The organism is Lactobacillus paragasseri (assembly GCF_003584685.1).
Classification (GTDB): domain Bacteria; phylum Bacillota; class Bacilli; order Lactobacillales; family Lactobacillaceae; genus Lactobacillus; species Lactobacillus paragasseri.
The window spans coordinates 895,139-921,912 of the sequence record NZ_AP018549.1 but is presented as its reverse complement, the minus strand read 5'-3'; the positions used below and the strand labels follow the sequence as shown (position 1 = coordinate 921,912).

Here is a 26,774-nt window from a genome sequence, read left to right as displayed (position 1 = left end):
AATCAAGGAGATCATTATGAAAAAAATTAGTTTAAACCAATTTAAGAAACATCATTAAAAGAAATTTGGAAGCAAGGTTTTTCAGGCGATCAGCCTGAATGGACCAGATTTAATGCACCGTACTTTAATGATTATCAAAAATTTACAGATTTTAAATCATTCAAAGAAAGTACCATTGCCAAATTTTTATTAAGCGAAGATTGTCGCTGCATTACAGTTAACAAGCAGCCAATCGGTATGGTTTCAAAAGATTGGATTGATAAACAAACACGCTGGCTTGAGATTGGAATTGTAATCTATGATTCACGCAAATGGAGTGGCGGCTATGGCACAACCGCGCTACAAATTTGGATTAATCATATTTTTCAAAATACTGACAAGCTGGAGCACATTGGATTAACAACTTGGTCTGGTAATCCCTCAATGATGCGTGTTGCTGAGAAACTCGGATTTCAAAAAGAAGCTCAAATTAGGAAAGTACGATATTACAACGGAAAATATTATGACTCCATGAAATATGGAATATTAAGGGATGAATGGAAAAATGTCGGTAAAAATTAAAAAGATCAAAGATAGTCAATATATTGTTTGGTGCGATGAAAAAGACATAGGCACTATTACTACTTACCATAACGAATTCCATAATAAGTATCTTTATCTAAAATTTAACTTGACTAAATATCCTACTTACTTTCCATTTAGCAAAATCAAGCAAATCGAAGGTCAATCGCTTCAAGTAATGACCTCTTCACCTAATACTAATTTAATTCATTTATTGCTTCAAAATGGATTTAAATGTAAACGTCAATGCTACACTCCTGAAGTAACAAAGAAAGATTTGAAAATAAAGCTAAATTCTAATTATTCTATCCATCCCTTCAATGCAAATAGTAAAAATTACTCTGCGCTATGTCATTTGCTATATCAATACTATCAAGAAGTGCATCAAGCTGTATCTCCTTTAACTGTTTCTGAAAATACTTTTGTCAAAGAAGTTCCAACCAAAACTGGCTATTATAGTACAAATAAAGATGGGAAAATTGAAAATTTCGTTTTTACTGAAAAAAATGAGATAGCTTATATCTGCTCATTTAGCGAAAAGTCATGTGATCTATTTATTCAGGCAGTTTTAAGCAAAATGTTCAATAAGTATTCCTCCATTTTCTTTGAAGCAGACGACACAGATTGGGCTGCAACTAAGTTACTTGATTGCTTTAATGTCGATAAAGAAAATAGTTTTAATACTTATATTTATATATGAAAAAAGCCATCGCTTTTGCGATGGTTTTTACTTTGAATTATTTTCTTTTCTTAATACCCAATCCAAATACGCTAACTAAGCTAGTTAAAGCTAATCCTAACCAAGAAATCCAAGATACATTCTCTGCCCCTGTTTTTGGCAGTGAAGCTTTTTTAGATTCATTTCTATTAAGATTCTTACTTCTTGTAAATATAGCTGAACTAGAACTTTTGCCTACAGTTTCATTTACGACTTTAAGTGTATTTTCATCTTTTTTAGCTTTATAAATTACATAAACAACCTTTGCAACCGCTGCTGTTTTCTTTGATCGTTCTGGTTCAGATACCTTAGTCTCATCTACTCTATTTACCAACTTATCAGTTTTATTTGCAGGCTGACTATTTTTCTCATCTAATTTATTATTTACCGTATTTTGTTTTGATGCTTGCGCTTCTTGCTTTAGCTTATTTAATAATTCAGCTAACTGAGGCTTAGTTAGATAAAACTTACGATTCAATTCAGGAGCAAGAATTAGTTTACCAGCTGCTGTTTGATCTTTGAAATAATCTACGAATAAATCAGTATCAATTCCTACATCAGCCACCTTTTTTGCACCCTTAAATTCAGCAGTTGAATCTACTAAATAGTTGCTTGTAATAACTCGATAAGTCTTGTTTAAATCAATTTGCTTACCAGTGCTGTCTAACATGACAGCAACTTTTTGCGGATGAGAAGGATCATCAGTATCCGTATAAGCATAACGCATACCACTAACGAGATAGTAACGCTCACCATCTTTTACATATTGTGAATTCAAGACATCGTAAATTTGCTTTCCTGTTAAATTAAAAACTTGAATTTGATTATTAAAAGGTTGAACAGCTTGAGCAGACTTCCACTTTATTGATCCATCACTTTCAATATTTAAATTACTTCGAACACCGCCTCCATTAGTGATAGCAAAGTCAGCTTGAATTCCTTTCTTCTTAGCTTCAAAAAGTTGGGCATCAACAACTAAATCGCCAACTGCATTTTCTTTATTATCATTGAGACTAGTACTAATTTCGGTACCTGGAGTTGTTTTACCAATCACAGAATTTGTAATCTTGCTAGTACGATTTTCTGCATCTTTAATAATTGCTTCGACTTTAGGGTCAGCCTTGGTAAGCTTATCCTCTCTTGGTGACATAACAGGATAAACATGAGTTACCAAACTACCATTAACAAAATCGTTCGTCTTAGGATCAATATAACCAATTGCATCATCATAAGCCATTGAAAATTTATTAGCTTGAACAATTTTAGTTCTACCAACTGTACCATTTGCATACTGATGTGAATGAGCAGCAACATATAAATCTACAGAATTATTAGGATCAATTTTATACAGCTTCTTCAAAATATCGACTGCTTCTCCACTAGTTTTACCTTTATAGGTTGAAACACCAGTATGGGCTAAAACGACAATCGCATTCACACCTTGATTTTGCAAAATGTGATCATACTTTGCAATTGTTTCAGCAGGATCTAAAATTTGATAATCTTTTAAATTTTTAGCAAAAGTAAGTTTAGGCATATCAGCAGTTACTACACCAATAAAGCCAACCTTACTTGATTTATCGCCAGCTTTTACTTCTTTCGTCAAATATGGCTGCCAATTAAATGGTACAGTTTGATCTTTTTTATTAATTACATTAGAAATGACAATCTGTAAATTTGAATTTTCATGAGGATAGTTCTGCTCTTCTTGGTTAAATTGTCCTTTTTGAGGAGCTTTACCTTCTACAATTCGATCAAATTCACCTAATCCTTCATCAAATTCATGGTTACCCAGAGTACCAATATTAACGTTCATTGCCTTCAAAGATTTCATCGTTGGTTCATCTTGAAGTAGTGACGACGTTGCTGGAGAAGCACCTACCATGTCTCCTGCTTCAACTCTAAATGTGTTACCTTCGGGATTCTTATCCTTAAAATCTTTTTCAGCATTGTTCAAATAACTACTTAGGCGTGCAGCATTTCCAGCATTATAATGCATTCCTCGTCCAACATATGCTTTCCCAGTGGTATCAATATTTCCATGTAAATCATTAATACCTAACACTTGGACTGGAATATCATTCTTATAATCAGCGGGATTTGCCCATTGATCATTGTTCGGCTTTTTAGCATTATCTTGATTCGTTGTGACCTTTACTTGACTACTTTGTTGAACTTGATTTGGCTGAACGACTTCATCAGCCTTAACTGAACCATTGTTTACCAAAAACAAGCTCATTAATGCTGCACTAGCTAAACTACCAATCAAAACACGACGATGATTTTTCATTTCTTTCTCCTCTAAAACAGTAGACATTAACTTTTACACGCTTAAGTATATTCTTAATTATTATTACGTCAATATCAAAATCGTTCGTTATTTACTAGCAAAGTGTGAAAAATGGATTAATTTAGCCATTAAAAATATTTTTATTTACGAATGATCATATTTCATTTGTAAATAAGGTTATTCAATTCTTATTTGTCTTATAATTAATTTTAGTTATAGTAATTTATATTCATCAGAAAGAAACAATAATGAAAATAGGTCTTATTCAAGCAAGTTCGCAAAAACAAAAAAACGGAATTTTAGAACATTATTTAAATGCAGCAATTAACTCTGACGATCAGTTAATCAACTTCGGTATTTATCCAAATAGCAATACCAACCTATCTTATGTTCAAGTTTTTCTAGCAATTGCATTATTAATTAATAGTAAGTCATTAGACTTCATTGTCACTGGCTGCACGTCTGGTCAAGGGATGATGCTTGCTTGCAATACTTTCCCCAATATTCAATGTGGCTATCTTCCTACTCCACAAGATGCTTTTCTATTCAGCCATATTAATAATGGAAATGTGATTTCCTTTCCTTTGGGACTAAATTGGGGATGGAGCGGAGAAATTAATTTTTCAGAAACTATGAAAGCTCTATTTAAACAGCCTTGGGGCACTGGCTACCCTCCCTCTCAAGCATCCAGAAAGGTTAAAAACACTACAGAAGTAAAAGAATTTAACCAACTAAATAAAAAATCGATGACTTCAATTCTTCCTTCTGTTGACTCCGATCTATTGGTTCCTGTCTTAAAGTACGAGCCAGTTTATAATTTCATTATCCAAAATGGTAAAGATACTGAACTAGTTAATTTGATTAAGAAATTAAAGCACTCATATTTCAATTAGATACAAATAAAGACCACGTTTTTCAGGCGTAGTCTTTATCTTTTATTTGCATTCACTATATCTAACTAAATGAATCTGCTCTTTTTCAATGATTTTTCTAATCTTCGGATCCATTGCAAAATCAACTTCTTGAGTTCTAGGAATAGTTAAACTAGAAGTATTTAAAATATACTGGTCTAAATATCCGGGATGACAAATCATCATTGGAATTACTTCTTCATCAGCATGCTTAAGCATTGTTAAAAATACCTTTTCAGGATCATAATTAGGTTTCATACTTTCCATATATGGACTGAAACGTGTTTCTTTCTTAAAACTAACTGGCTGATTATCAAAAGCAAAATCTAAAATTGGTAAATCATACTCTTCAGCAACAATATGCAAACCTTTAATAAAGTTATCACTCATAACCGCATGACCTTCAAAATAGTCAGGCTTCTTACCAATTAATTCTAAAAATTGATGATATTGAGCGTCAATCTCAGCAATAACTTCATCTAAATTTGTAAAATCTTGCTTACCATAATTATCTCGATAAATTTTAGAACGCTTAAAATTACCGTGTTCATCTACTAACGACGGCACTTGATCAGGAGGAAGAATCGGTTTGCCATTGGTAATATCAGTATGCATCCCGAAATCAATATCTTCGTTCTTTAATAAATCTAGTCCATGTTCAGTTGCAGGCATATTTACCATTACACCAACATTATTAATTATTCCATTATGAATTGCATCGTAGATGCCATAATTTACAGCTCTTGAATAACCAAGATCATCTGCACGAATTAGTATTTGTTTCATTTTAGTTTATTTCCTCTTCTTTTCCAAAACCAATTATATAGGTTGCGACCGCCGCAACAATTAATGCGATTACACCACTAATAATTCCATTAACAATATTTGCTGTGCTTCCTCCAACATAAGCAGTCAAAGCAAGAAAGTTAGCGACGGGTACCATTACATATGCTGTCACATGCGTAATACCTGCATATAAAGCACCTGCAAAACCACCAATCATCATTCCTAAAAATGGCCGCTTATATCTAAGTGCCAAACCATACAAAGAAGGTTCTGTTACACCACCAATAATATTAGAAATAAAATATCCCCATACTAAAGTTTTATTTTTCTTACCTTTTATTCGTAATGCTGCACCAAGTGCCATACCTGCACAAGCCATGCTTGCCGCTACTGCGCCTAAAGTAGCAAAGTTATCATGTCCACCCTGAGCAAATAATAGAGTCATAGTGCTAATAATCACTAAATGCATGCCAGAAATAACTAAGATTTCCCAAACAGCTCCAATAATTGCGATAGCTAAAATAGACCAAACACCACCTAATTTTCCAAACGCCAATAATCCGTTACAGATATAGTCTCCTAAGAATCCGCCAAGTGGTCCTAAGACACATAGAGTTATCGGGATCATTACAGCAATTGTTAAAGTTGGTACAAAAACTGTACTTAAAGATGTAGGAACATATTTCTTAAAAAATCTTTCTACATAAGACATAATCCAAACTGATAAGAGAATAGGAATTAAAGTATTACCATAATTTGTTAAAGCCATTGGAATTCCATACACCGTGAAAGGCTTTCCAGCAGTAACAATTTTAACTAAATTAGGATCTAACAAAATTGCACCCATTAACATTCCTAACATTGGCGATGTTTTAAATTGTTTTGCAGATGTATAGCCTAAAAATACTGGGAAGAAATAAAATCCCGCATCTCCTACTAATGTAAATAGCTTATATAAATCACTAGAAGTTGGAGTAATATTTAGCATTGTTGGGCCACAGATTGCAGCTAACATTTTAAACATTGCAGCAGTTATAAGAATAGGAATCGTTGGCGTTAAACTTCCAGCTACCTTATTTAATACAATATTAAAACCTCTTTTAAACGTCATTTTTTCTTTTTGAGCATTAGCATCAAGATTTTCATCAATTGGAGCAGAACCCGCTATCTTCCCATTGCCTAATTTCAACAAAGTTTCATAAACCTTTGGCACGGTTTGACCAATAATTATTTGATATTGGCCGCCAGCACGAACTACTCCTAATACCCCCTCTATTTTCTTTACTTCATCATCTTTAGGAATACTTGAATCTTTTAAAGTAAAACGTAAACGTGTCATGCAATGTGTTACAGAACTAATATTATTTATTCCACCAACAGCTTGTAATATTTCACGAGCTAAGTTGTTATAATTATCTTTACTCATTTTTAACTCCTCGCATTATTCTCTGAATATAAATCATTAAATAAAACATTTCATCATCCGTAATTTCTGTACGATATTTTTCATTTAACTGAGCTACAATTTCTTTACCGCATTTAAAAATTTGATAATTATTTTCCATCATGTCTTGTATTAATTGAACGGAAATCTCGTCATGAATTTGTTTGTTTGATTCAATTCGCTTTAAAAAATACTGTAAATGGATTTTAAATCTATTAAATGCAAATGACTTCTTATCAATTTTTATATTAAATTGATCTTCTATTGTTCCAATAATTAAATTTAAAGTATTATCAGTATTACTCTTACTTATATTTTGAGATGAGACTTCCCTAGCATTGATAAAATGCATTGCAATTGCAGTAGCCTCTGCTTTGGGGAAAATAATCTTTAAATCTTCTTTAACATACTGCAACGCCTTTAAACCGACATCGTACTCTTTGGGATATAGATGTTGAATATCATAGCTCAAAGAAAAATCGAAAATCTCATTTTTCTTTATTCGTTCAATCAATTCTTGACCGTTGCCAGCTGTACAAACAGCCACGTTATTATTGATTTTCTTTTCAACCCTCATTTTTATCCCTCTCTACTCTATTAAGTTAGTCTCTTGATCTACTTGGGTGCCATAAGCCGTAAGCAAGTTCTTCTTATAACCCTTAACCAGGATTACCATCACGGTGTCATCAAGTTTATTCTGCTTAAGCACATTATCATCAACTGAAATCAACTTTTCTCCTTGATGAACATAATCGTCTTGACTTACATATGAAGTAAAACCATTTCCTTTTAAATCAACAGTATCAATCCCAATATGAATTAAAATTTCTTGTCCTTCTCTATTCCTCAGTCCAACTGCATGTTTAGTAGAAGGCAGTGACACAATTTCTGCATCAGTTGGTGCATAAACATCAAAAGTTGAATTTTGCACACTTGGTACAATCGCGAAACCATCACCCATCATTTTTTTAGCAAAAACAGGATCTTTTACCTTCTCTAATTCAATTAACTCACCAGAAATTGGAGCAACAATATTTGTCTTCTCCTTTTTCTTAAACAAACTAAACATTTTTAACCTTTCTAGTTTGCTCAGCCACAAAAAAACTCCTTGAAGCATCACAAACAACAATAGAAGTAGATTTACTCCTATAAATCGTTTGTGGTAATGCCTCAAAGAGTTACAATCCACGTTGCGATTTGATATACAATTTACATTTTTATATTAGAATAATTATTGCTTCTTGTAAAGCGGTTACATATAAAAAGATTAAAAAAGTCCACTAAAACAACCTGCTTTAGTGGATTTAACTTTACTTCTTATCTTTCTTCTTTTTACTCTTTACTTCAGGTTCCTTCTCCTCATTAATGACATTTGGAGTTTGACCACCATTCTTTTTAGGCTTATCAAGACCTTCACCTGGTCTTTTCGGCGTCTTTTTGGGATCTGGAACAGTCGCAAATTTATCAAGCATTTGTTGTAAGTTGTTAGGATTGTTAAAAGTTAGTCCCATCGTTAATCATCCTTTTCTTTTTCTATGATTATAAAACGGAATTAAGAAACTGACAAATGCTTACTGATAAAATTTACTTAAACTTAAGAGCCTTGCTGCAGTCAACCTCTCTTAAAAACTTAGCAAAATAAAAAGCGATATTTTTCAATACCGCTTCTCTCGTCTATTCAAATTTCAAAACATCATCAACAGGATATCTAACTGACTTCAACTCTTCTGCACTTGCGTCTGGCTTACCAATCGCAATACCCATCACTGGAACATATTGTTCTGGATCAAGTCCCATTACACTGGCAGCTTTTTTAGCATCATAACCAGCCATTGCATTTGTTTCATAACCGTGTGCACGAGCAACTAGCATCAATTGCATGGCAGCGAGCGAAGAATCAACCATTGCATCAGCTGTAAGCATTGTCTTATCCGCATGTTCGTACAATGGTAAGAAAGTATTGTAAACCTTATCTAATTCTTCCTTAGAAATTCTCTTTTCTTCATACATATGATCCCATAAGGCACGATACTTCTTAAATGCTAAAGTATTGCCAAAGATTTGAATAATTGCACTTGAAGTATCAATTTGCGGATTATTGAATGGCATGTAGAATTCATGCAATTTCTTTTTACCCTCATCAGTATCAACTACGATGAACTGCCAAGCTTGCAAATTACATGCAGATGGTGCAGTAATTGTTTCTTTGATCATTTCTCTAAGCTCTTCACGAGGAATTTTTACATCCTTATCAAAGTGACGAACTGAATGACGATTAAGTAATACGTCCCCAAAATTATTGTTTTCAAATTGTGTCATCGAATTTACCTCCTATATATTAGCGCTTACATATATAATTATAGTCTAAATTTATATCTACGCATACAAAAACGGGTATGATCTAAAACCATATCCGTTTAGTTTATCTTTAGTCTTTATTCTAATCCCAGAATTGATTTTGCAGCACGTCTGCCTTGGTGAATAACACCACCAACAGCTGTACCAGAGCCAGGATAATACGATCCAATCCAGCCACCTGCATTTAATCCTGCTGCATACAAACCAGTAATTGGTTGCTGATAAATATCAAGAACATTACATTTCTTGTTAATCTTTAAACCACCTATTGCTCCAAGATTTCCAGGAGTATTCTTATATGCATAATACGGACCTGAAAATGGCTTTACTCCCATCGTTCTGTCATATTCTGGATCAATACCTTTTGCTGCATTTTTATTCCATGTATTTACACTATTTACTAAATTAATTACTGGTATATCAATTAAAGATGCTAATTCCTTAAGAGAAGATGCTTTAATTACTAAACCATTTTTTACATCTTTATCTAATGATTCAGCACTCCATGGAGAAGCTTTTTCAGAAATTGATGTTTGTCCAAAAATTTGATAAGTAGGCTTATTAAGTTGCTTTTCTTGATTGAAAATTGCTCTAAATCCATATGCATATGTTGAGTCTTCATTAACAAATCTTAAACCTTTACCATTTACAAAAATTGACGGAATAGTTGGTAATCGGTCATCTGTCCCATTTCCAGTTCTAGCATCAAAATCAATTGTTCCGCCAAAACCAGTAACAGCAGCACCTAAAGACATTCCCATAATAATTCCATCACCTCTATCTGTCTGGACAGACCAGCAATGATGTGCTTTCACATCTTCATAATGTTGGGGACTTAAATCTTTAGCTAGTTCAAGATTCTGATCAATAGAAGCTGTGGCAAGGATCACTCCTCGTCTTGCCTTTAAATATTTCAGTTTACGCGAATGATCTTCCGTAACAACTCCCAATACTTTATGTCTATCATTAGAAACAATAAGCCCTACTACTGCAGTATTATATGTAAAGCGTGCGCCTTGTTTTTTTGAATAATTCAGTAAAGCTTGAGTTAAAATAATTCCATTACCTCCAGCTCCACCGCCTTCGTACACATGAATTCGATCGGCAAAATTCTTTTTAGCATAAGGAATTTCAGTATGTCCATACACACTAGTCCACTTAATCCCCATCTTGCTGAGCCATTCAATATTTTTAGATGAATTTTGGGTGAAATCATGAACTAATTCTTGATAAACTCGTCCTTCACCGGCCTTCATATATTCTTTTTCATGATTTTCTGGTGTATCATTTTGATATTTAGTATATTTTTTCTGCCATTTATCACCAGCAGCTTGAATAACACCACCAGAATAATTTGTTGTTCCTCCAGCTATACCCTGCTTCTCAATAACCATTACTGAAGCATTATTTTCTGCTGCTGTAGCAGCTGCTGATAATCCTGCACCACCTGCTCCAACAACGACAATATCATATGTATCATCATATTTAACTATTTCTTTTTCAGTAGTTAATTTATTAATAAGAGGAAAATTTGCTGGTTTGGGAATTCCATTAAATTCCGAATGCGAGCCATTTTGAGATGCCCCTGTTATTGCATCTGTATTTAATTTTATCAATCCAGCTTCATTTGCTGCTTTAATAGCAGCCTTTCTAAAAGCTCCAGTGGAAATTGAAGCTCCTGATATTGCATCAACTTCTACTGAGCCCTTTTGGTTTGCTTCCTTAAGCCATTTTCTAATTCCAACTGCTCCAATAGTGTTCTCAGCAATATCTTTTGCCCATACTTTTTTTAGTTTTTCATTATCTTTATCTACATCAATAACTGCTTCTATTTCATTATGAAATCCTTTTTCTCTTGCACTAAATTGAACCATTTTATTACCTTCTTATAAAACAATTGATATCGTTTACATTTTCATTATATAAAGTATATAGTTATAAGTGAAATTAATATCTGTTATTAGTAATAAGAATAGGTTATATCAAATATGGACATTAAAAAATTGACAATCTTTATTAACTTAGTTGAAACTAGAAGTTTCTCAAAAACCGCTATAAACATGCACGTAACTCAACCAACCGTTACTCATACTATCAAATCAATCGAATCAGAAATCGGCACTCAATTGTTTAATACTAATAAACACTACGTAGCAATAACTGAAAATGGAAAAACTTTCTATCATGATATTAAACCATTAATTAATAATTACTATTCTGCCTTACAAAATGTTAAAAAGAAGAATTTAAATGCAGAAAGTCAAATAACAATAGGATACTCATATACTCCATTTAACCAGACATATCTTCCAATTTGGATAAATAATTTCCGTAAAAACAATCCTAATATAAAATTTAATTTAACCGACCTAAATCATAATGATTTTAAACAAGATCTTATATCGAATAATTTAGACCTTGTTATTACGACCGGAAGAGACGCACAAGGTTTAAGTAATATAAAAAGAACCATTTTATTCTCTGAATATTTTAAAGCCATTGTACCCAACGATAATATTCTTTCTAAAAGAAAAATTTTAAATATCAACGATTTTACAAATCAAAATATGCTTTTTCTGGATAATACTTGGGCAGCAATAGATCTTATTAGCCTTCAAAATAAAATTAAAAATTCAGTTTCAAATATAAGCATAACTTACGCAAATGATATTTCTGCTTTAGACTTACTTATTAAATCGCAGCAAGGAATTGCTTTAGGTTTATATTGTCTTTACCCAGAATTAGAAAAAAATTCATGTTATATACCTTTGAATTGGAAATCAAAGGTGGAACTTGCCATTTTAACTTCTAAAACTGTCAGAAAAAAAGCAGTTAATAGTTTTATAAAATCAATCGAAACTTATACTTATAACATGACATTTAATAACAATTAGCCTAACAAATAAAAAAACTAGAACTTTCACAATTGCGTTAGTTCTAGTTTTTTATTATTCTTATTCTTCTACAAATACGCCTTGAGAACTGGCCTTTAGTTGCTCAATTCTATCATCTAAGCCAGCTTTTCTTAAACTAGTAATAAATTTTTCAGTCCTACTATGTTCAATAATTGTCATCACTGTAGAACCAGCACCACTCAAATAAGTAGCAAAAGCTTCATGCTGATGGGCAATTTCTCTGATTTTCACTAATTCAGGAACTAATTTTTGTCGATATGGTTCGTGAAATTCATCTGCTTCAATCATTTTCTTAGCTGTTTCATAATCTTGCAAAGCTAAGCTAGCCGTTAAAGTCCCTAAAATGCTGCTTGCATGTGTCGCATTCTTAAAAGCTAGCTTTTCAGGTAAAGCATTTCTTGAAGCTTTCGTGTCTAATTCATAGCTAGGAATATAAGCAACAAAATCAAATGGAATCAAGGGTAACTCTTGAAAATAATATTGATCCTCTATCTTACTTGCAACTACCATTCCGCCTAAGATAGCAGGCATTACATTATCTGGATGTCCTTCAATCTTAGCAGCAATTCTACACTTATCTTGCTCGCTTAAATTAAAATTAGCTAGTTGATTTGCTAGCTCAATTCCAGCTACAATCGCAGTTGAACTACTTCCTAAACCACGGCTTAAGGGAATTTGACTCTTAACTGATAGATGATGCGGCGTTAATCTAGGAGCAAGTTCTAAAGCGGTTTTAACAATTAAATTATTTTCATCATGACTTATTTCATTCATATCGTGTTCAACAAACCATTTATCACTTGCTTCCAGTACATCTAATTCTAAAAACATCGAAACGGCAGTTCCCAGACAATCAAATCCAGGCCCCATATTTGCTGACGTTGCAGGTACAAAAATTTTCATTTTCTATCCTTAATAAACTTCATACATACTATAAACTTTAATATTTTTTTCCTTCAAAGAGCTAAATAGTTTTGCCTTTTGATCAACTGTAACATTATCTGTTAAATAGTAGTCATATTGTTCATCATTCAAAAAATCAGCATCTTCAATTTGATATTTATCCATTAAATTGGCTACTACTTTGTTTTGAGAACTATCAACCTTAAACCAATATTGTCTAGTAAAAATATCCTTAACACTCACTGAAACAGAGTTCCAATCAGTTTTAAAAGGAGCTTCTTTTTTAGCTACAGCTACTAAATCATTGATAACACTATTAGCAGTTGGAAGTTTTCCAGCACCTGGACCATAATAAAATGACTTTCCAATTGCATAGCTTTCTATTTCGATACCATTAAATTCATTCTTGGTCTGGCCCAGCATACTATTCTCAGAAACTAGCATGGGCATTACAACTGGATAATAAGTACTATTTTGAGTTTCAAGTTTGGCAATAAGCTTCAGTGTATAGCCAAACTTTTTAATTACTGCTAGTTCTTTTTTATCTATTTCTGTAATACCCATCATTTTAATTTGATCAAGCTTTAAATTAATGCCAAAGGCTAGTCGACCAAGAATAATTAACTTATATGCCGCATCCTTACCACTAACATCATTAGTTGGATCAGCTTCTGCAAAACCTAACTTTTGTGCTTCACTCAAAGCTTGCTCGTATGACCAGTTATTATCTGCCATCTGGGTCAAGATATAGTTACTGGTGCCATTAACAATACCAGAAATCTGCTTAATCTGATCTCCAACATAGTTTTGATTTAAAATTCTCAAAATTGGAATTCCACCAGCAACACTTGCTTCATAGAACAAGCGACCTTGATGTTCGTTAGCAATTGCCATTAATTCAGGTCCAAAACTTGCGACTAAATCTTTATTAGCTGTAATTACAGTACGCCCCTGCTTTAAAAGTTCTGATACATACTCTTTAGCCGGGTGAAGACCGCCCATAACTTCAATGACTACTTTAATATCCTGATCTTGACTAATTTGCTCAAAATTTGTAGTTAGATTTAGATCTGGGTATAAACTACGATATTTATCAATATTTCTTACCAATATTTTAGATGTCTTAAATTCTGTATTAGTAATTTGTCTTATTTTTTCTTTACTATGTTTTAAAATATCAATTACACCAGAGCCAACCGTACCTAATCCGAGCATTGCAACTTCAATGATTTTCATTTTAAGGGCCTCTTTAATAATTTTTTTATTTTTGATTGTATCATAGTCACTAAACAGGTTACAATGATAAGAACAAACATGTTTTAAGAAGGAGTAATTTATGCAATATCGTAGTACACGCGCTAACTTAAATTATCAATTAGATGCTCCCGCAGCTATTATCCAAGGATTATCACCAGAAGGTGGACTTTTTGTTCCAACTACTTTTCCTAAGCCAATTTTTGACTTAGAACAATTTAAAAATATGTCCTATCAAGAAATGGCTAAAAAAGTTTTAGCAACCTTTTTTGATGATTTTTCAGATGACCAACTTTCTCAAATTGTAGATGAAGCTTATGGTAATCAATGGGATGACAAAGAAATTGTCAAAATTGCTAAACATGCAAACAATTATTATCTGGAACTCTTTCATGGTCCAACGCTTGCCTTTAAAGATATCGCCTTACAAATACTTCCACGCTTAATGCATACAGCTATCAAAATTAAGCAAAATGATTCTGATATCATTATTCTAACTGCTACTTCAGGAGATACTGGTGGTGCAGCAATGAGCGGCTTTAAAGGTCAAGAACATACTCACGTTATTGTCTTCTACCCTTACGGCGGTGTAAGTCCTGTACAACTAAGACAAATGCTGGGACTTAAAGGCGATAACTTAACTGCAATTGCCATTAAAGGAAACTTTGACGATGCGCAGACTAATGTGAAGAAGATCTTTAATAATCAAGCTTTAGTAAAAAAATTAAAACTAAACAAATTACAATTTTCTTCCGCTAATTCAATGAATATTGGCCGTTTAGTTCCACAAATTGTCTATTATTTTTATAGTTATGTTCAACTAGTTAAAAATGGTGAAATTACAACCGGACAAAAAATTAACTTTTCGGTGCCAACTGGGAACTTTGGCGATATTCTTGCCGGCTACTATGCTAAAAAATTGGGCTTACCAATTCATAAACTTATTTGTGCTTCTGATCAAAACAACGTTTTGACTGATTTCTTTAAAACTGGTACTTATGATCGTCAACGTAAGTTTTACTTAACTAACTCACCTGCCATGGATATCTTAGTTTCAAGTAATTTAGAACGACTTTTATTTGACCTTTATGATGAAGATTCAAATAAGTTAGCTCAATTAATGAATGAGCTAAGTACTAAAGGTAAATATACAGTCAGTCCTGTTGTTAAGGAAAAATTAGACCAATTATTTGCTGCTGGTTTTGCTACAGAAAACGAAGTTGAAGATGAAATTAACCGTATTTTTATAGCAGACCAGTATACGCTTGATCCTCATACAGCTGTCGCTTCTTTTGTAACCAAGAAATATCAAGAAACAAGCCTTGATCAAACGCCAACGGTGATAGTTTCAACTGCTAGCCCATATAAATTCCCTGAAACAGTCTTTCATGCTCTTACTGGAAAAGAAGTAAAAGAAAAAGGCGTTCCAGCCATTAAAGAACTGAATAGTTTTCTACAAGAAGACTTAAGCGGGAATGTACATAATCTAATTCAAACTGGTAATTATCAAGAGCAAATAATTAAAGCCAGTGAAATGGAAAATACTTTACTTAATATTTTGGATATCTAAAAAAGGAATGAGTTAAAAACTCATTCCTTTTTATAACCAATCATTAGCAACTAGTTTTTCAGCAATTTGAACAGTATTTCCAGCTGCGCCTTTTAATAAATTATCAGCTACAACCCACATATTAAAGGCTCCGGGTGTTTCTAAATCTGGCCTAATTCGACCAACAAAAGTATCGTTAGATCCAACTGCATTTAATGGTTGAGGATATTCTTGTTTTCTAAAATCATTCTGTACTTGAACTCCTGGGAAGTCTTTTAAAACCTTCTCTAGATCAGATACAGTAGCATTTTTATCTGCCAATTCAAAATAAACACTTTCGCCATGCGCAATTTCAACTGGAACACGAACACAAGTAGCTGTCACTTTAATATCAGCTGCATTCATATCGTTTAAGAGAATCTTCTTAGTTTCGTGAATCATCTTCCATTCTTCATGACTATAGCCATCGTCTTCAAAAACATCAATTTGTGGCAATAAGTTAAATGCTAAAGGATAATGCTTTTTATCTCCTGCAGTTGGCAAAACTTCAGCTTCATCTCTAATATTTTTACCTGCCATATAATCTTTAGCTTCTTTGAACAACTCTTCTAAAGCTGCATGACCAGCACCAGAAGCTGCTTGATAAGTTGATACAATTACTCGCTTCAAACCAAATTTATCCATCATTGGTTTTAAGGCCATTACCATTTGGATGGTAGAACAATTTGGATTAGCAATAATACCGTGATGATTTTTAATTTCCTCGCCATTAACTTCAGGAACAACTAATGGAACATCAGGATCCATCCTAAATGCACTAGTATTATCAATGCAGACACTGCCTCTCTTAACAGCTTCAGGCAAGAACTTTTTAGAAACTGCACCACCAGCAGAAGATAAAACTATGTCAACACCGGAAAATGATTCTGGTCTAGTTTCTTCAACTTCTACTTCTTGATCACGAAATTTTAGCTTCTTGCCAGCAGATCTTTTAGAAGCTAAAAATTTAACTTTTTTAACCGGAATAGTGGATTGCTCAAGTTGTTTGATCATTCGCTGTCCCACTAAGCCAGTTGCACCTAAGATAGCAACCGTAAATTCTTTTTTCATAATATGTCCTCATTTCTTTTATTTGTAGGTTATAATGATGCATAATATAAGTCAACTAGAATTTTTCGAGGAAGGATAACTAATCCGTATGAAAGTAGCTAAATTCGGTGGCAGTTCTGTAGCTTCAGGCGCAAAAATTGCTCAAGTAATTAATATTTTAAATAACGATAATAAACGCCAAGTCGTAGTTGTTTCCGCTCCGGGAAAAAGAAATAAGACAGATACCAAGGTTACTGATCTTTTAATTAAGTATGCGAATCTTACCCTTCGTAAACAAAACTGTGAAAAAATTCAAGCGCAAATTTACTCTCGTTATGCTGAAATTGGAGAATATTTTGACTTGAGCATGCAGGGACTTAACGAAATCAAAGCTTTAATTAATGATCTTCCTACTCATACTTTTCCTAATCGTGATTATCTGATGGCAGCATTTAAAGCTCATGGTGAATTTTTAAATGCCAAGCTCTTAACAATGATTATGAAAAAGCAAGGTTTTAAGGTGCGACTTCTAACACCAAGACAGGCTGGCTTAGTTGTGACTGGCAGTCCAAATGATGCTTCAGTCAACCCTGAAACTTATGTTAACCTCCGCAATCTTGAACTTGATCCCGCTGAGAAAATTATCTTTCCTGGATTCTATGGAATCTCACCTTCTGGAAATATTGCCACTTTTTCACGTGGTGGCTCAGACATTACCGGCGCTATTTTAGCTCGCGGTTTTAATGCGGAATTATATGAGAATTTTACTGATGTAGATGCCATTTTTTCAGCTAATCCTGCTATTGTTTCTCATCCCGAGCCAATTAGCAAAATGACCTACCGTGAAATGCGGGAACTTTCTTATGCTGGGTTTTCTGTCTTTCATGATGAAGCTTTAATTCCTGCTATTCAAGCACAGATTCCAGTTAATGTAAAAAATACCCAGCATCCCGAAAAACCAGGAACAATGATCGTGCCAGAGACCAACTTTAAAGCTCAACATACAATCACCGGTATTGCTGGTGGTAAGAACTTTGCTGCCCTTTATTTACACAAGTACTTGTTAAATAAAGGAGCTGGTTTTACATTAAAGATCTTACAAATTTTAGACCAACATAAAGTTGCTTATGAACATATGCCGTCTGGGATTGACGATATTACAATTATTTTCAAAAAAGAAGATCTTAATGCAGAACTAATCGACCAAATTTGTAATGAAATTCAAGTTTCGCTTAATCCTGATCAAATGCAGTGGATCGATGACTACGCTATTACCATGGTAGTTGGTGAAGGAATGCGCGACAAACTGAGCCTATGTGCAAGTATTCTCTATCCTTTAGGTCAAAAGAACATTTCAATTCAAATGATTAATCAAGGCGCATCACAGATTTCAATCATGATTGGAACTAGAAGAGGCGATGCCGAAGAAGTTATTCGAACTATTTATCAAACATTTTTTAATTAAAAATATTATTAAAAAGAGCGGTGAATCAATTCATCGCTCTTTTCGTTAGGTTTCTCATTACCAAATAGTTATTCTATTTTCTGGATCAAGCCACATACCATCTTCTGGAGTTACATTGTATGCTTCATAGAATTCTTCTTGGTTTTGGGCTGGAATATTAACTCTGGTTGGCTGCGGTGCATGTACATCAGATTGTACTTCAGCCTTAATTGACTCCGGACGTTGTTTTTGCATCCAGCTCTTAGCATAAGTTTCAAAGAGATCTTTCATCTCTCCGCCTTCTGCCTTATTAGCTGCAATTGCACAAGAAAGTCCACTTAAGTCAGCAATATTTTCAGAAACTACTTGCTTACCATTAACTTTAACTGGACCATATTGTAAGCCATCAAAGATATCAGCAACTGCCTTAGTACGCTTGTTAAATTCTGCAAAGTCTTCCTTAGTCCACCAATTTTTCATGTTGCCCTTTTCATCAAATTGGGCACCGTTATTGTCAAAAGCATGAGAAACTTCATGACCAATTGTTGCACCAATTCCACCATAGTTAGCAGCCCGAGATTGTTTTGCATCATAAAATGGAGCTTGCAAGATTCCTGCTGGGAAGGTTAAGTCATTCTTATAAGGGTCGTAGCAAGCGTTGTTCAAGTTACCTGGCATTTCCCAAATACTTTTATCAGGCTTTTTATTTAATCTTTGAAGAATATCTTTAATTCTTTCTTGATTAATCAAAACATGGTTTTCGTATAAAGTCTTGTTTGGATCTACAACTAAATTATCAAAAAGAGCTCTATTCTTTTCAGGATAGCCAACCTTTAACTTTAAAGCCTTTAATTTAATAATAGCTTGTTTTTTAGTAGGCTCTGAAAGCCAGGTATTTTCTTGAATTCTTTGTTCATAAACCTTAAGCATCTTTTTAATCATACTAATTACGTCAGCCTTGGCTTCATCTCCTAGATAAGTTTTACCATAGTAAATACCAATTACTTCATCAAAAGCCACATTAGCTAGGCGATATGCATGCTTATCTTGAGATGGTAACTCTGGAACACCATAAACTGCTTGTCTGAATGGAAAAGCAGCTTCTCTAAAATCTTGAGATAAGTAGGTTGCACTTTTATTGATAAATTTAATAATCATCCAGCTCTTAAATTCTTCGAATTCGCTCTCACTCAAGAAATCATTAATATGGTTAAAGTAACGTGGTTCTGCTACAATTACCTTTTCAGGCATTTCAGGCAAAAGCTGCTTTAAGAATGAATTGATATCAAACTGATCAAATTTTGCTTCAAAGTCAGACAAACTAGCTGGATTATACATTGCCACTTCATCAGCCCATTCTTCTGTTGACTTCAAAATCTTAGAAAGTTTTTTATCAAATTCAATTCCACTCTTAGCCCAAGTTTTAGCTTGTTCTTCACTTATTCCAACCATAGTAAGCAATTTTACAGTTTGCTTCTCTAAGACAGCAAGTAACTTTTCAGCATCCGGAACTTGATAAGCGGTAGTATCTGGCAAGAAAAGCTGTGGTCCAGTCGCATATAGGGCATTATGATCTGTATCCTTCATATCCTCAGATACATAGATATCAAACGGTAATTCATAGCCACTCGATATTAATTGAGCCGCTTTTTGATTAAATTCTTCAAAATTCTTTAAAGAAGCTAATCTGCCTAAGTCTTTCTTAATTGGTTCTGCTTGATCCTTATTTCTCTTATCAAAATCAGCTGCCAACTTGTAGTAGTTAATTGCCTTTTCAAAGTTTGCTACATCAGGAAGCGGCTTCTTACCATTGGCAAATTCAGCAAAATCCTTCATAAGCTTGTCTTCAATTCGCATATCTAAAATTAAATTAATTCCAGTTGAAGTTCTGTCGGCTGGAATCTTTGCTTTTGAAAGCCACTCAGAGTTAACTGCTAAATATAAATTATCTTGTGGTCTAGTATTAACATCAGGCTTAGTTAAGTCACCTGCGCCTCCACGAACACTGAAGTATCTTCTCATAATTATTTACCCCATTTCTTTAATTAGGTAAATGATACCATTATTAAAAATATTAAGCTAATTTTTATTTTCTTGTTCCACCAATAATTGAGTAGTAGAAACTAAACGATGATATTTTTGTTCGTTATGATATAAATCAACAAAATCTTCTGGTCCATCTTCGATAAAAGGATCATTAGAGTATGCCAAATAATTGTATGTTCTTGAATGGATAAAATTGTGTTCTGCATTTTCTAATGGAATTTTTTCTTCTTTCGCCAAAATCTTGCTGACTTCTTGAGTAATAGCTTCAATATAAAGTGATCTTTCGCTATCTAGATTTTCCATATTTAACACCTTCAAGTTATTGATGTGTATTATTAATATCATAACCACGTTAAATTTCTAAATCAAAAAAACAGTAAGAGATAACTCTTACTGCTTTTTAGTGCTATTCATATGATGTGAGATAAATAAGTGAATTTAGGAAATAGGATATTGTTTTTAATTTTTTTCTGAAAACGCCCCTTTCACCGTAATTTTATATGGACTACTGCCCTTTTGAACAGTCTTACCATTTTCGACAATAGTTACTTTACGTCCTTTGGCGTCAACTACTTTTCCACCCTTAGCTACACTTAGATTTGTAACTGTAGAATTTCCAGTTACAACCCATTTTGAACTATTACTAATATTCATTGTTAGCGGAGTTTTAGCTTTCGAAGAGGCATAACTATTAGCTACAATTGAGGTTTTCCCAGTATAAACTGAATTTTTAAGTAATTTTACATTAGCACTAGAGATTGAATCAACTGTAATATTGCCACTTAGTTTCTGCTTAGTAGCAGTTAAAGTAATATGTCCACCATTTTTGCCTTTGGTTCCCCAATTATTTGATTTATTGCCTGTAACATTTAACAAGTTTACTTTCTGACTATTGAAATCAAGTTTCGTATTTTCTAAAGTAATCTTTCCTGTCGTATTAGTTACGTAAAACATTGCGCCACTTGAGATCTTAGTCTTCAGCGTTGAATCTTTGGCCTTAAAAGTTGCACTTTTACCCGATGAAGTATGTGCATCCCCAGATGTAGATTGATAAATAATTACTCCATTTTTAATTGGATCAGAACCAGAAATCTTATTGCTAGTAGAAGTTAACTTGGAATTGTTTAGAAATATCTTATTGTACCCTTCCATCCCAGCTATTTGACTACCACTAGCCGTTCCTTTTACATTCTTCAAAGAAATATTGCCAGTAGAATAAACTAAAGGTGAACCTGAGCCACTTGTAGTAATTTTAGAATTCTTAACTTTAATTACTCCGCCGCCTCTATCAGTAGCCACACCAGCTGAATGATCACCTTGGGTAGAAATCTTAATTTGATCTGCGTTAATTTTTCCACCGTAAGTAGCATCTAACCCTCTTGAGTTAGCTTTTCCAGTAGTCGTAATTGTCGAGTTTTTAACATTAACGGTACCACTATTTGTTGCAAAAATACCATTTGCTCCGGTAGCATTCGAACTTACTTTAGCATTATTCACTGTAGCAACAGCTTTTTTGCCATTAGCTAGAATAACTGAATCTAAGCCATAGAAGTTTGCATTATCATCATTAGCTGAAGCGCCTGTTTTCTTTAAGGTAGTGCCATCTAAAGTCAATTTTCCATTTTTTTGAACTAGAGCTGTATTTTGATCTGCCTGAGAATTAGAAATAGTCTTTTTACCAACAGTTTTACTACCTGTTTTAACATTTACCGTTGCCTTAAGTGTGCCAGAGTAGTCATAACTTTGAGTATTTGGACCACCTTTCCCTGTCTGACCATTAGGTTTTTGTGGAGGATTTCCAGATGGAGGCGTACCCATCTTTTTACCGCTTGGCTTACCGGGTTTCTCACTCTTTGAAGCTCCCTGATTTTTAGTCGTACTGGCCTGAACGATATCCACTTGCTGATGAGGGGTAGCTTCAACAGCAACCCCAGCTAAAATAGCTGCTAATAAAGGTATTGTGGTATATTTAGTAAGTTTCATAATGAGAAATCCTTTCTATTTGGTTTTGATTGACTAAAATAATAGCGAACCATTGTGACCTAAATATGCTTAATATTTAATAGAATTGCTAAGAAAAGACTAATTAAATCATAAAAAGATTAAGAAAAATTTGTACTTATCATTATTAACTTAATAAATTAAAAAAGGCTACTCCTTAATTTACGTAAGAAATAGCCTTATATGCTTTATTAAATTAACTTACCACTCGCATCCCGTTTAAGATGCGTAGTATATTTAGGAGCTTTAAAACTAGAAGTTTCTTCTTGTACCCACGCTAAGATTTTTTGGGCAATCTTATCAGTCATTACAAAAGAGTCATCAATTTGTTCTTTAGAAATTCCATCAATGTGAACTCCCGCATTAATTACTAAGTTGCCCGGCAATTTTTTCTCAATCTTTTCAGCTAAACGTTGTGCTAAAAAAATATCTTTATGTAATCTACCATCATGAGAAGCAAATTTAACCACGGTTTCTTCTTTTGTTTTTTGATCAAAAGTAACGACTCCACCAACATGAGGAATATTTCCACCGATCAAATTTACTAATAAGTCTTGATTGTTCAATAAGCAATCTGCTTTTAGCTGAAAACTTTTAGTGATTGTAAGCGTCTTTTTCAAGTCTATTCACCATCCCAGCGCTTAGCAAAATCTGCTTCAATATTTAAACTATCCAACACTTTCATCGTTTGATGATCAACGATATCTTGAATAGTTTTAGGATGATCATAAAAAGATGGAATAGGTGGAATAATATGAACACCCAATTTAGCTAGCTTAGTAAGATTTTCTAGATGAATTGCTGATAGTGGTGTTTCTCTGGGAACTAAAATCAACTTACGTTGTTCTTTAAGCATGACACTTGCAGCGCGCATAATTAAATCTTCGTCAAAGCCAATGCTAATTCCAGCCACAGTTTTCATACTAGCTGGTGCAATGACCATTCCGTCAATTCTAAAAGATCCACTAGCAATCGCAGCACCTAAATTTCGATTATCATACACAAAATCTGCCAAATTCTCTACTTCAGCTACAGAATAATCAGTTTCAAGCTTAATATTTTCCTTGGCCCAATTACTCATCACTAAATGAGTTTCAACGTTAGTCGCTTTACTTAGTTTTTCTAATAAATCAATCCCGTAAATACTACCTGAAGCACCAGAAATTCCAACTATTATCTTTTTCAAAACTAATCAACCCTATTTCAAATACTTTTCCCAATCAGGTATTTCTTTAAACTTGGCACGAATAAATTGATCCTTCATATCAAATGGGACAGTTCCATCAACAATCGTCTTTGAACTCATTCCCTTAACACGAATTGATTTTGGATCATATTGTGGGCGCTCGCTTGGATCAAGCGGATGGTTACGCATCCCTGGAATGCAGACAAAGTCTTGATCTGCTTGAAAGCGCGTATTCATTGTCCAAACCACATCATTCATATCAAAAATATCAACGTCTTCATCAACTAACCAAACCGTCTTCAATTCCTTAAATGCACCAAAGGCCAAAATTGCAGCTTGTCTTTGAATTCCCTCATCTGCCGGATTATCTTTATGAATTTGCATAATGGTCATTAACTTACCACCACCTGCAGGAGGATTGTAAACATTAACTACTTTACCTGGGATTGCTTTATCAACCAATTCTAAAATTGAAGCTTCTGTTGGAATACCAGCCATTGAAACATGCTCTTCACTTGGTCCAATAACAGATTGCATAATTGGATTATTTTTTCGGTGCGTAACTGCAGTAATTTTTACTACATTTACAGCAGGATTAGCTGGGCCATTATATCCTGGAAATTCTGGCATCGCAAAACCAGAATCAGTATTAATATCTTCCTTAATTGTTTCATTCGGCATAATGTAGCCTTCAAGAACATATTCACTTCTAGCTAAAGCTGATTCATAAACTGAAACACCATCAACTAATTGAACTGGTTCTTGTCTTAAGGCTCCAGCAACGTCCAACTCATCATAACCCAATGGCGTTGTAGGAGGTTCAAAAGTTGCACCAATTGTGACTGCTGGATCAAGGCCAATGTTAATTGTAATTGGCATGGGTTTATTTAATTTTTCAAATTCTTTTTGAAAATGTCCAATATGACGTCCACCAGGCATAATATACATTCCAAGTGTATCTTTATCTTCTAACACCATACGATGAATTGTAACATCAGTCATTGTCTTGTCAGGATTTGAACCTTTAACTAAACCACAAGTAATGTATGGACCAGCATCGTATTCGGTATTAGTTGGAGCTGGAACTAGTTTCCTAATATCAAAATCAGGATCACTAGCTAAATGGACAACCTCTTGAGCAGGAGCATCTTTTTTATCAACTTTAATTGGATGAACTGGATTTTCAACTGCGTCTTTTAAGAAACGGCCTAATGTCTTGTAGTCATGGTGCAAAATTCGACCATCTCGTTTGCGACTAGCCATTAAACCAATTAATACCCGAGTATTTGGAAAGCCCTTTAAATTATTGAACATCATTGCAGGACCTTCTTTTGTTGGTCTTTCAACTGTACCACCTGCACCAACGTAGCGATAAACACCAGAAATTTCTGCATCTGGATCAATTTCAATGTCTGTTTCATGATAATCTTCTGGATTATCTTTAATTTCACGTAATACTTTTCTTAAGTCCCAAGGATCTTTTGGTAAATTTGTCATCTCAATATCTCCTTTTACTTCACTTCATGTCTATCATACGAGTCAAGTAAAAGGTTCATCAATTCTATCTATTACCGCAATTATTCCAATTTGGCATTTCAAACTGCTTTAAATAATTCCAAAAGTCATTTTCAATTTTAGAATGATTTCCTTTGTTGCGAATAAATAATAAAGTACTTGTTAAAGTAGGTTTAATCGAAACAAATGAAACTTCCGACTTTTTTGTTTGGGGATGCATTAAAATCGCTACGCCTTGTTTATTCTCTACCATTTGAAGAATCGAACTCATTCGATCACTTACAAAAGAAATCTTCGGGTCAAATCCAGCTTTTCGACATAAATTAATTACTGGTTCATATAACAAACTATTCTTTGCTAGCATAATAAAAGTTTCGTCTTTAAGATCTGAAAGCTTTATTTCATTTTTATTTGCAAATGGATGCTCCTTATTTAAACAAACAGTAAACGATTCTTGCGCAATGATTATTTTTTCAAAATCAAGTTTTTCAGGCGCCATTGTCCTAATAAAAGCCACATCGACTTGCTTTTGTTTCAAAGTATTTATTAATTGATTAGTTTCAATTTCTTGCAAAGCAAGACTAATATCTGGCTTCAACTTTTGATAAACCATAGTTTGCTTAAAAATATCGTAGTTTGCAAAAGTTGGAATGATTCCTAACCTTATCTGACCGCTATTATTATCCTTAAACTCACTAGTTTCTTTACTGATCCAATCAGAAAGCAAAACAATTTTCTCAGCATTAGGCAAAATAAGCTTGCCATATTCTGACAAGGCAACATTCTTATTGTTTCTTTCAAATAATTCTTGCCCTAGCTCTTTTTCAAGACTCTTAATTTGTTTAGAAATTGTACTTTGACTTGTATACAAATTTTCTGCTGTTTCTGAAAAATTCAGCGTTTTTGCTAAATCAACAAAAGCTCGTAATTTATTAATTTCCATAATTTACCCTTCAAGTATTCCAATTTGGCATTATTAAACCGCAATTTAGAATTGAGATCAAGTTATTGTAATTTTTATAATTAACCTGATTTGATAAGAAAGAGGTTCAAATATGCCAATCGGAGTTATTGTTAATGCTTCGTCAGTTTTATTGGGAGGAATTTTTGGTGGATTCTTTGGCAATAAACTTTCTGAAGATTTTAAAGAAAAATTGAACATGATTTTTGGTGCTTGTTCAATGGGAATGGGTATTTTTTCAATTGCGCCAATGAAGTATATGCCTGCTGTAATTTTTGCCGTCATTCTTGGGACAATTGTTGGTCTTGCAATTCATTTAGGAAAGATTTTTAACCAAGGTGCTCTTTTAATGCAGCGTCCAATTACTAGAATGATTCCAACAGAAAACTTATCTATTTCAAGAGACGAATTTATGAGCTTAATGGTTACTGCCACAGTTCTTTTCTGTGCAAGCGGAACTGGTATTTATGGTTCACTTGATGAGGGAATGTCTGGAGATATTACTATTCTTGTTTCAAAATCAATCTTAGATTTCTTTACCGCAGCAATCTTTGCAGCAAGTTTAGGCTATGCAGTTTCAATTATTGCTATTCCACAATTTATTATTTTCTTTATTTTGTTCTTGCTTGCTCGTTTTATCTTGCCATTTACTACACCATCAATGATTTCTGATTTTAAAGCTTGCGGTGGTTTTCTAATGTTAGCGACAGGCTTTAGAATGGTAAAGCTCAAGATGTTTCCAATAGCGGAAATGATCCCAGCCATGATTTTAGTCATGCCCTTATCTTGGCTTTGGTCAGATGTAATTTTAAAACTTATTCATTAAGCTAAAAGAACTGTGTG

Annotated in this window: 24 protein-coding genes and 1 pseudogene; 7 read left to right on the top strand and 18 right to left on the bottom strand. The window is 33.6% G+C overall.

Translation table 11 applies throughout. The features are described from left to right. Positions 1-16: 16 nt before the first annotated feature. A pseudogene (locus LpgJCM5343_RS04470) lies at positions 17-561 on the top strand (GNAT family N-acetyltransferase). After that, positions 533-1,261: a GNAT family acetyltransferase gene (locus tag LpgJCM5343_RS04465; protein WP_077958980.1), complete on the top strand. Its 729-nt coding sequence runs from the start codon at positions 533-535 to the stop codon at positions 1,259-1,261. The pseudogene LpgJCM5343_RS04470 and the gene LpgJCM5343_RS04465 overlap by 29 nt, the downstream one beginning before the upstream one ends. Positions 1,262-1,298: 37 nt before the next feature. Here LpgJCM5343_RS04465 and LpgJCM5343_RS04460 read toward each other — a convergent pair whose 3' ends face one another. Continuing rightward, positions 1,299-3,569, bottom strand: a complete 2,271-nt coding sequence (locus LpgJCM5343_RS04460) for a bifunctional metallophosphatase/5'-nucleotidase (protein WP_167435362.1) — start codon at positions 3,567-3,569, stop codon at positions 1,299-1,301. A gap of 248 nt (positions 3,570-3,817) precedes the next feature. Here LpgJCM5343_RS04460 and LpgJCM5343_RS04455 point away from each other — a divergent pair, with 248 nt between their 5' ends. Further along, positions 3,818-4,462, top strand: coding sequence for an RpiB/LacA/LacB family sugar-phosphate isomerase (locus tag LpgJCM5343_RS04455; protein ID WP_101890676.1), 645 nt, complete (start codon positions 3,818-3,820; stop codon positions 4,460-4,462). A 42-nt stretch (positions 4,463-4,504) separates the two neighbouring features. On the opposite strand, the gene LpgJCM5343_RS04450 is transcribed toward LpgJCM5343_RS04455, so the two are convergent. From LpgJCM5343_RS04450 to LpgJCM5343_RS04420, 7 genes are all read right to left on the bottom strand, one after another. Continuing rightward, positions 4,505-5,266 carry a ChbG/HpnK family deacetylase gene (locus LpgJCM5343_RS04450; RefSeq protein ID WP_101890675.1) on the bottom strand — a complete coding sequence of 254 codons (762 nt, stop codon included), beginning with the start codon at positions 5,264-5,266 and terminating at the stop codon, positions 4,505-4,507. Between the two features lies 1 nt (position 5,267). Next, on the bottom strand, positions 5,268-6,692 hold the full coding sequence (locus LpgJCM5343_RS04445; protein ID WP_101890674.1) for a PTS transporter subunit EIIC: 1,425 nt from the start codon (positions 6,690-6,692) through the stop codon (positions 5,268-5,270). Then, positions 6,685-7,287, bottom strand: a complete 603-nt coding sequence (locus tag LpgJCM5343_RS04440; RefSeq protein ID WP_101890673.1) for a PRD domain-containing protein — start codon at positions 7,285-7,287, stop codon at positions 6,685-6,687. The genes LpgJCM5343_RS04445 and LpgJCM5343_RS04440 overlap by 8 nt, the downstream gene beginning before the upstream one ends. Positions 7,288-7,299: 12 nt before the next feature. After that, the gene (locus tag LpgJCM5343_RS04435; protein WP_157955004.1) at positions 7,300-7,779 is read right to left on the bottom strand and encodes a PTS sugar transporter subunit IIA; all 480 of its coding nucleotides are present in this window, start codon (positions 7,777-7,779) and stop codon (positions 7,300-7,302) included. 241 nt (positions 7,780-8,020) lie between these two features. After that, entirely contained in the window at positions 8,021-8,221 is a 201-nt protein-coding gene (locus tag LpgJCM5343_RS09695; protein WP_020807887.1) for an SPJ_0845 family protein, read from the bottom strand. Positions 8,222-8,384: 163 nt separating this feature from the next. Beyond that, the gene (locus LpgJCM5343_RS04425) at positions 8,385-9,029 is read right to left on the bottom strand and encodes a nitroreductase family protein (RefSeq protein WP_077958986.1); all 645 of its coding nucleotides are present in this window, start codon (positions 9,027-9,029) and stop codon (positions 8,385-8,387) included. A 116-nt stretch (positions 9,030-9,145) separates the two neighbouring features. Continuing rightward, on the bottom strand, positions 9,146-10,942 hold the full coding sequence (locus tag LpgJCM5343_RS04420) for an FAD-dependent oxidoreductase (RefSeq protein WP_101890672.1): 1,797 nt from the start codon (positions 10,940-10,942) through the stop codon (positions 9,146-9,148). Positions 10,943-11,056: 114 nt separating this feature from the next. Between LpgJCM5343_RS04420 and LpgJCM5343_RS04415 the strand changes: the two genes are divergently transcribed. Continuing rightward, on the top strand, positions 11,057-11,962 hold the full coding sequence (locus tag LpgJCM5343_RS04415; protein ID WP_101890671.1) for a LysR family transcriptional regulator: 906 nt from the start codon (positions 11,057-11,059) through the stop codon (positions 11,960-11,962). A 60-nt stretch (positions 11,963-12,022) separates the two neighbouring features. On the opposite strand, the gene thrB is transcribed toward LpgJCM5343_RS04415, so the two are convergent. Both thrB and LpgJCM5343_RS04405 read right to left on the bottom strand, forming a co-directional pair. Further along, positions 12,023-12,886: a homoserine kinase gene (thrB, locus tag LpgJCM5343_RS04410; protein ID WP_101890670.1), complete on the bottom strand. Its 864-nt coding sequence runs from the start codon at positions 12,884-12,886 to the stop codon at positions 12,023-12,025. 9 nt (positions 12,887-12,895) lie between these two features. Further along, positions 12,896-14,122 (bottom strand): homoserine dehydrogenase, encoded by a 1,227-nt coding sequence (locus LpgJCM5343_RS04405; RefSeq protein ID WP_101890669.1) that lies wholly within the window; start codon positions 14,120-14,122, stop codon positions 12,896-12,898. Positions 14,123-14,222: 100 nt separating this feature from the next. On the opposite strand from LpgJCM5343_RS04405, the gene thrC reads away from it, so the two are divergent. Then, a complete protein-coding gene (gene thrC / locus LpgJCM5343_RS04400) occupies positions 14,223-15,710 on the top strand; it encodes a threonine synthase (RefSeq protein WP_101890668.1) in 1,488 nt (495 codons plus the stop codon). A 30-nt stretch (positions 15,711-15,740) separates the two neighbouring features. Here the strand turns inward: thrC and LpgJCM5343_RS04395 are convergent, their stop codons facing one another. Continuing rightward, positions 15,741-16,799: an aspartate-semialdehyde dehydrogenase gene (locus tag LpgJCM5343_RS04395; protein WP_101890667.1), complete on the bottom strand. Its 1,059-nt coding sequence runs from the start codon at positions 16,797-16,799 to the stop codon at positions 15,741-15,743. Between the two features lie 88 nt (positions 16,800-16,887). Between LpgJCM5343_RS04395 and LpgJCM5343_RS04390 the strand changes: the two genes are divergently transcribed. After that, the gene (locus tag LpgJCM5343_RS04390) at positions 16,888-18,243 is read left to right on the top strand and encodes an aspartate kinase (protein WP_101890666.1); all 1,356 of its coding nucleotides are present in this window, start codon (positions 16,888-16,890) and stop codon (positions 18,241-18,243) included. Positions 18,244-18,300: 57 nt separating this feature from the next. Here LpgJCM5343_RS04390 and LpgJCM5343_RS04385 read toward each other — a convergent pair whose 3' ends face one another. The 7 genes from LpgJCM5343_RS04385 to LpgJCM5343_RS04355 all read right to left on the bottom strand — a co-directional run bounded on the left by LpgJCM5343_RS04385 (position 18,301) and on the right by LpgJCM5343_RS04355 (position 25,913). Next, positions 18,301-20,244: a M13 family metallopeptidase gene (locus LpgJCM5343_RS04385; protein WP_113576161.1), complete on the bottom strand. Its 1,944-nt coding sequence runs from the start codon at positions 20,242-20,244 to the stop codon at positions 18,301-18,303. Positions 20,245-20,301: 57 nt separating this feature from the next. Further along, positions 20,302-20,571: a hypothetical protein gene (locus LpgJCM5343_RS04380; RefSeq protein ID WP_077959015.1), complete on the bottom strand. Its 270-nt coding sequence runs from the start codon at positions 20,569-20,571 to the stop codon at positions 20,302-20,304. A gap of 156 nt (positions 20,572-20,727) precedes the next feature. Beyond that, on the bottom strand, positions 20,728-22,251 hold the full coding sequence (locus tag LpgJCM5343_RS04375) for a hypothetical protein (protein WP_101890665.1): 1,524 nt from the start codon (positions 22,249-22,251) through the stop codon (positions 20,728-20,730). 209 nt (positions 22,252-22,460) lie between these two features. Continuing rightward, entirely contained in the window at positions 22,461-22,889 is a 429-nt protein-coding gene (gene lpdD / locus LpgJCM5343_RS04370) for a prenylated flavin chaperone LpdD (RefSeq protein ID WP_101890664.1), read from the bottom strand. A 2-nt stretch (positions 22,890-22,891) separates the two neighbouring features. Continuing rightward, positions 22,892-23,455, bottom strand: a complete 564-nt coding sequence (locus tag LpgJCM5343_RS04365; protein WP_101890663.1) for a UbiX family flavin prenyltransferase — start codon at positions 23,453-23,455, stop codon at positions 22,892-22,894. A 12-nt stretch (positions 23,456-23,467) separates the two neighbouring features. Further along, the gene (locus tag LpgJCM5343_RS04360; RefSeq protein ID WP_113576162.1) at positions 23,468-24,952 is read right to left on the bottom strand and encodes a UbiD family decarboxylase; all 1,485 of its coding nucleotides are present in this window, start codon (positions 24,950-24,952) and stop codon (positions 23,468-23,470) included. 64 nt (positions 24,953-25,016) lie between these two features. Continuing rightward, positions 25,017-25,913, bottom strand: a complete 897-nt coding sequence (locus LpgJCM5343_RS04355) for a LysR family transcriptional regulator (RefSeq protein WP_101890661.1) — start codon at positions 25,911-25,913, stop codon at positions 25,017-25,019. A 112-nt stretch (positions 25,914-26,025) separates the two neighbouring features. Here LpgJCM5343_RS04355 and LpgJCM5343_RS04350 point away from each other — a divergent pair, with 112 nt between their 5' ends. Further along, entirely contained in the window at positions 26,026-26,757 is a 732-nt protein-coding gene (locus LpgJCM5343_RS04350) for a DUF554 domain-containing protein (RefSeq protein ID WP_003648939.1), read from the top strand. Positions 26,758-26,774: the final 17 nt, after the last annotated feature.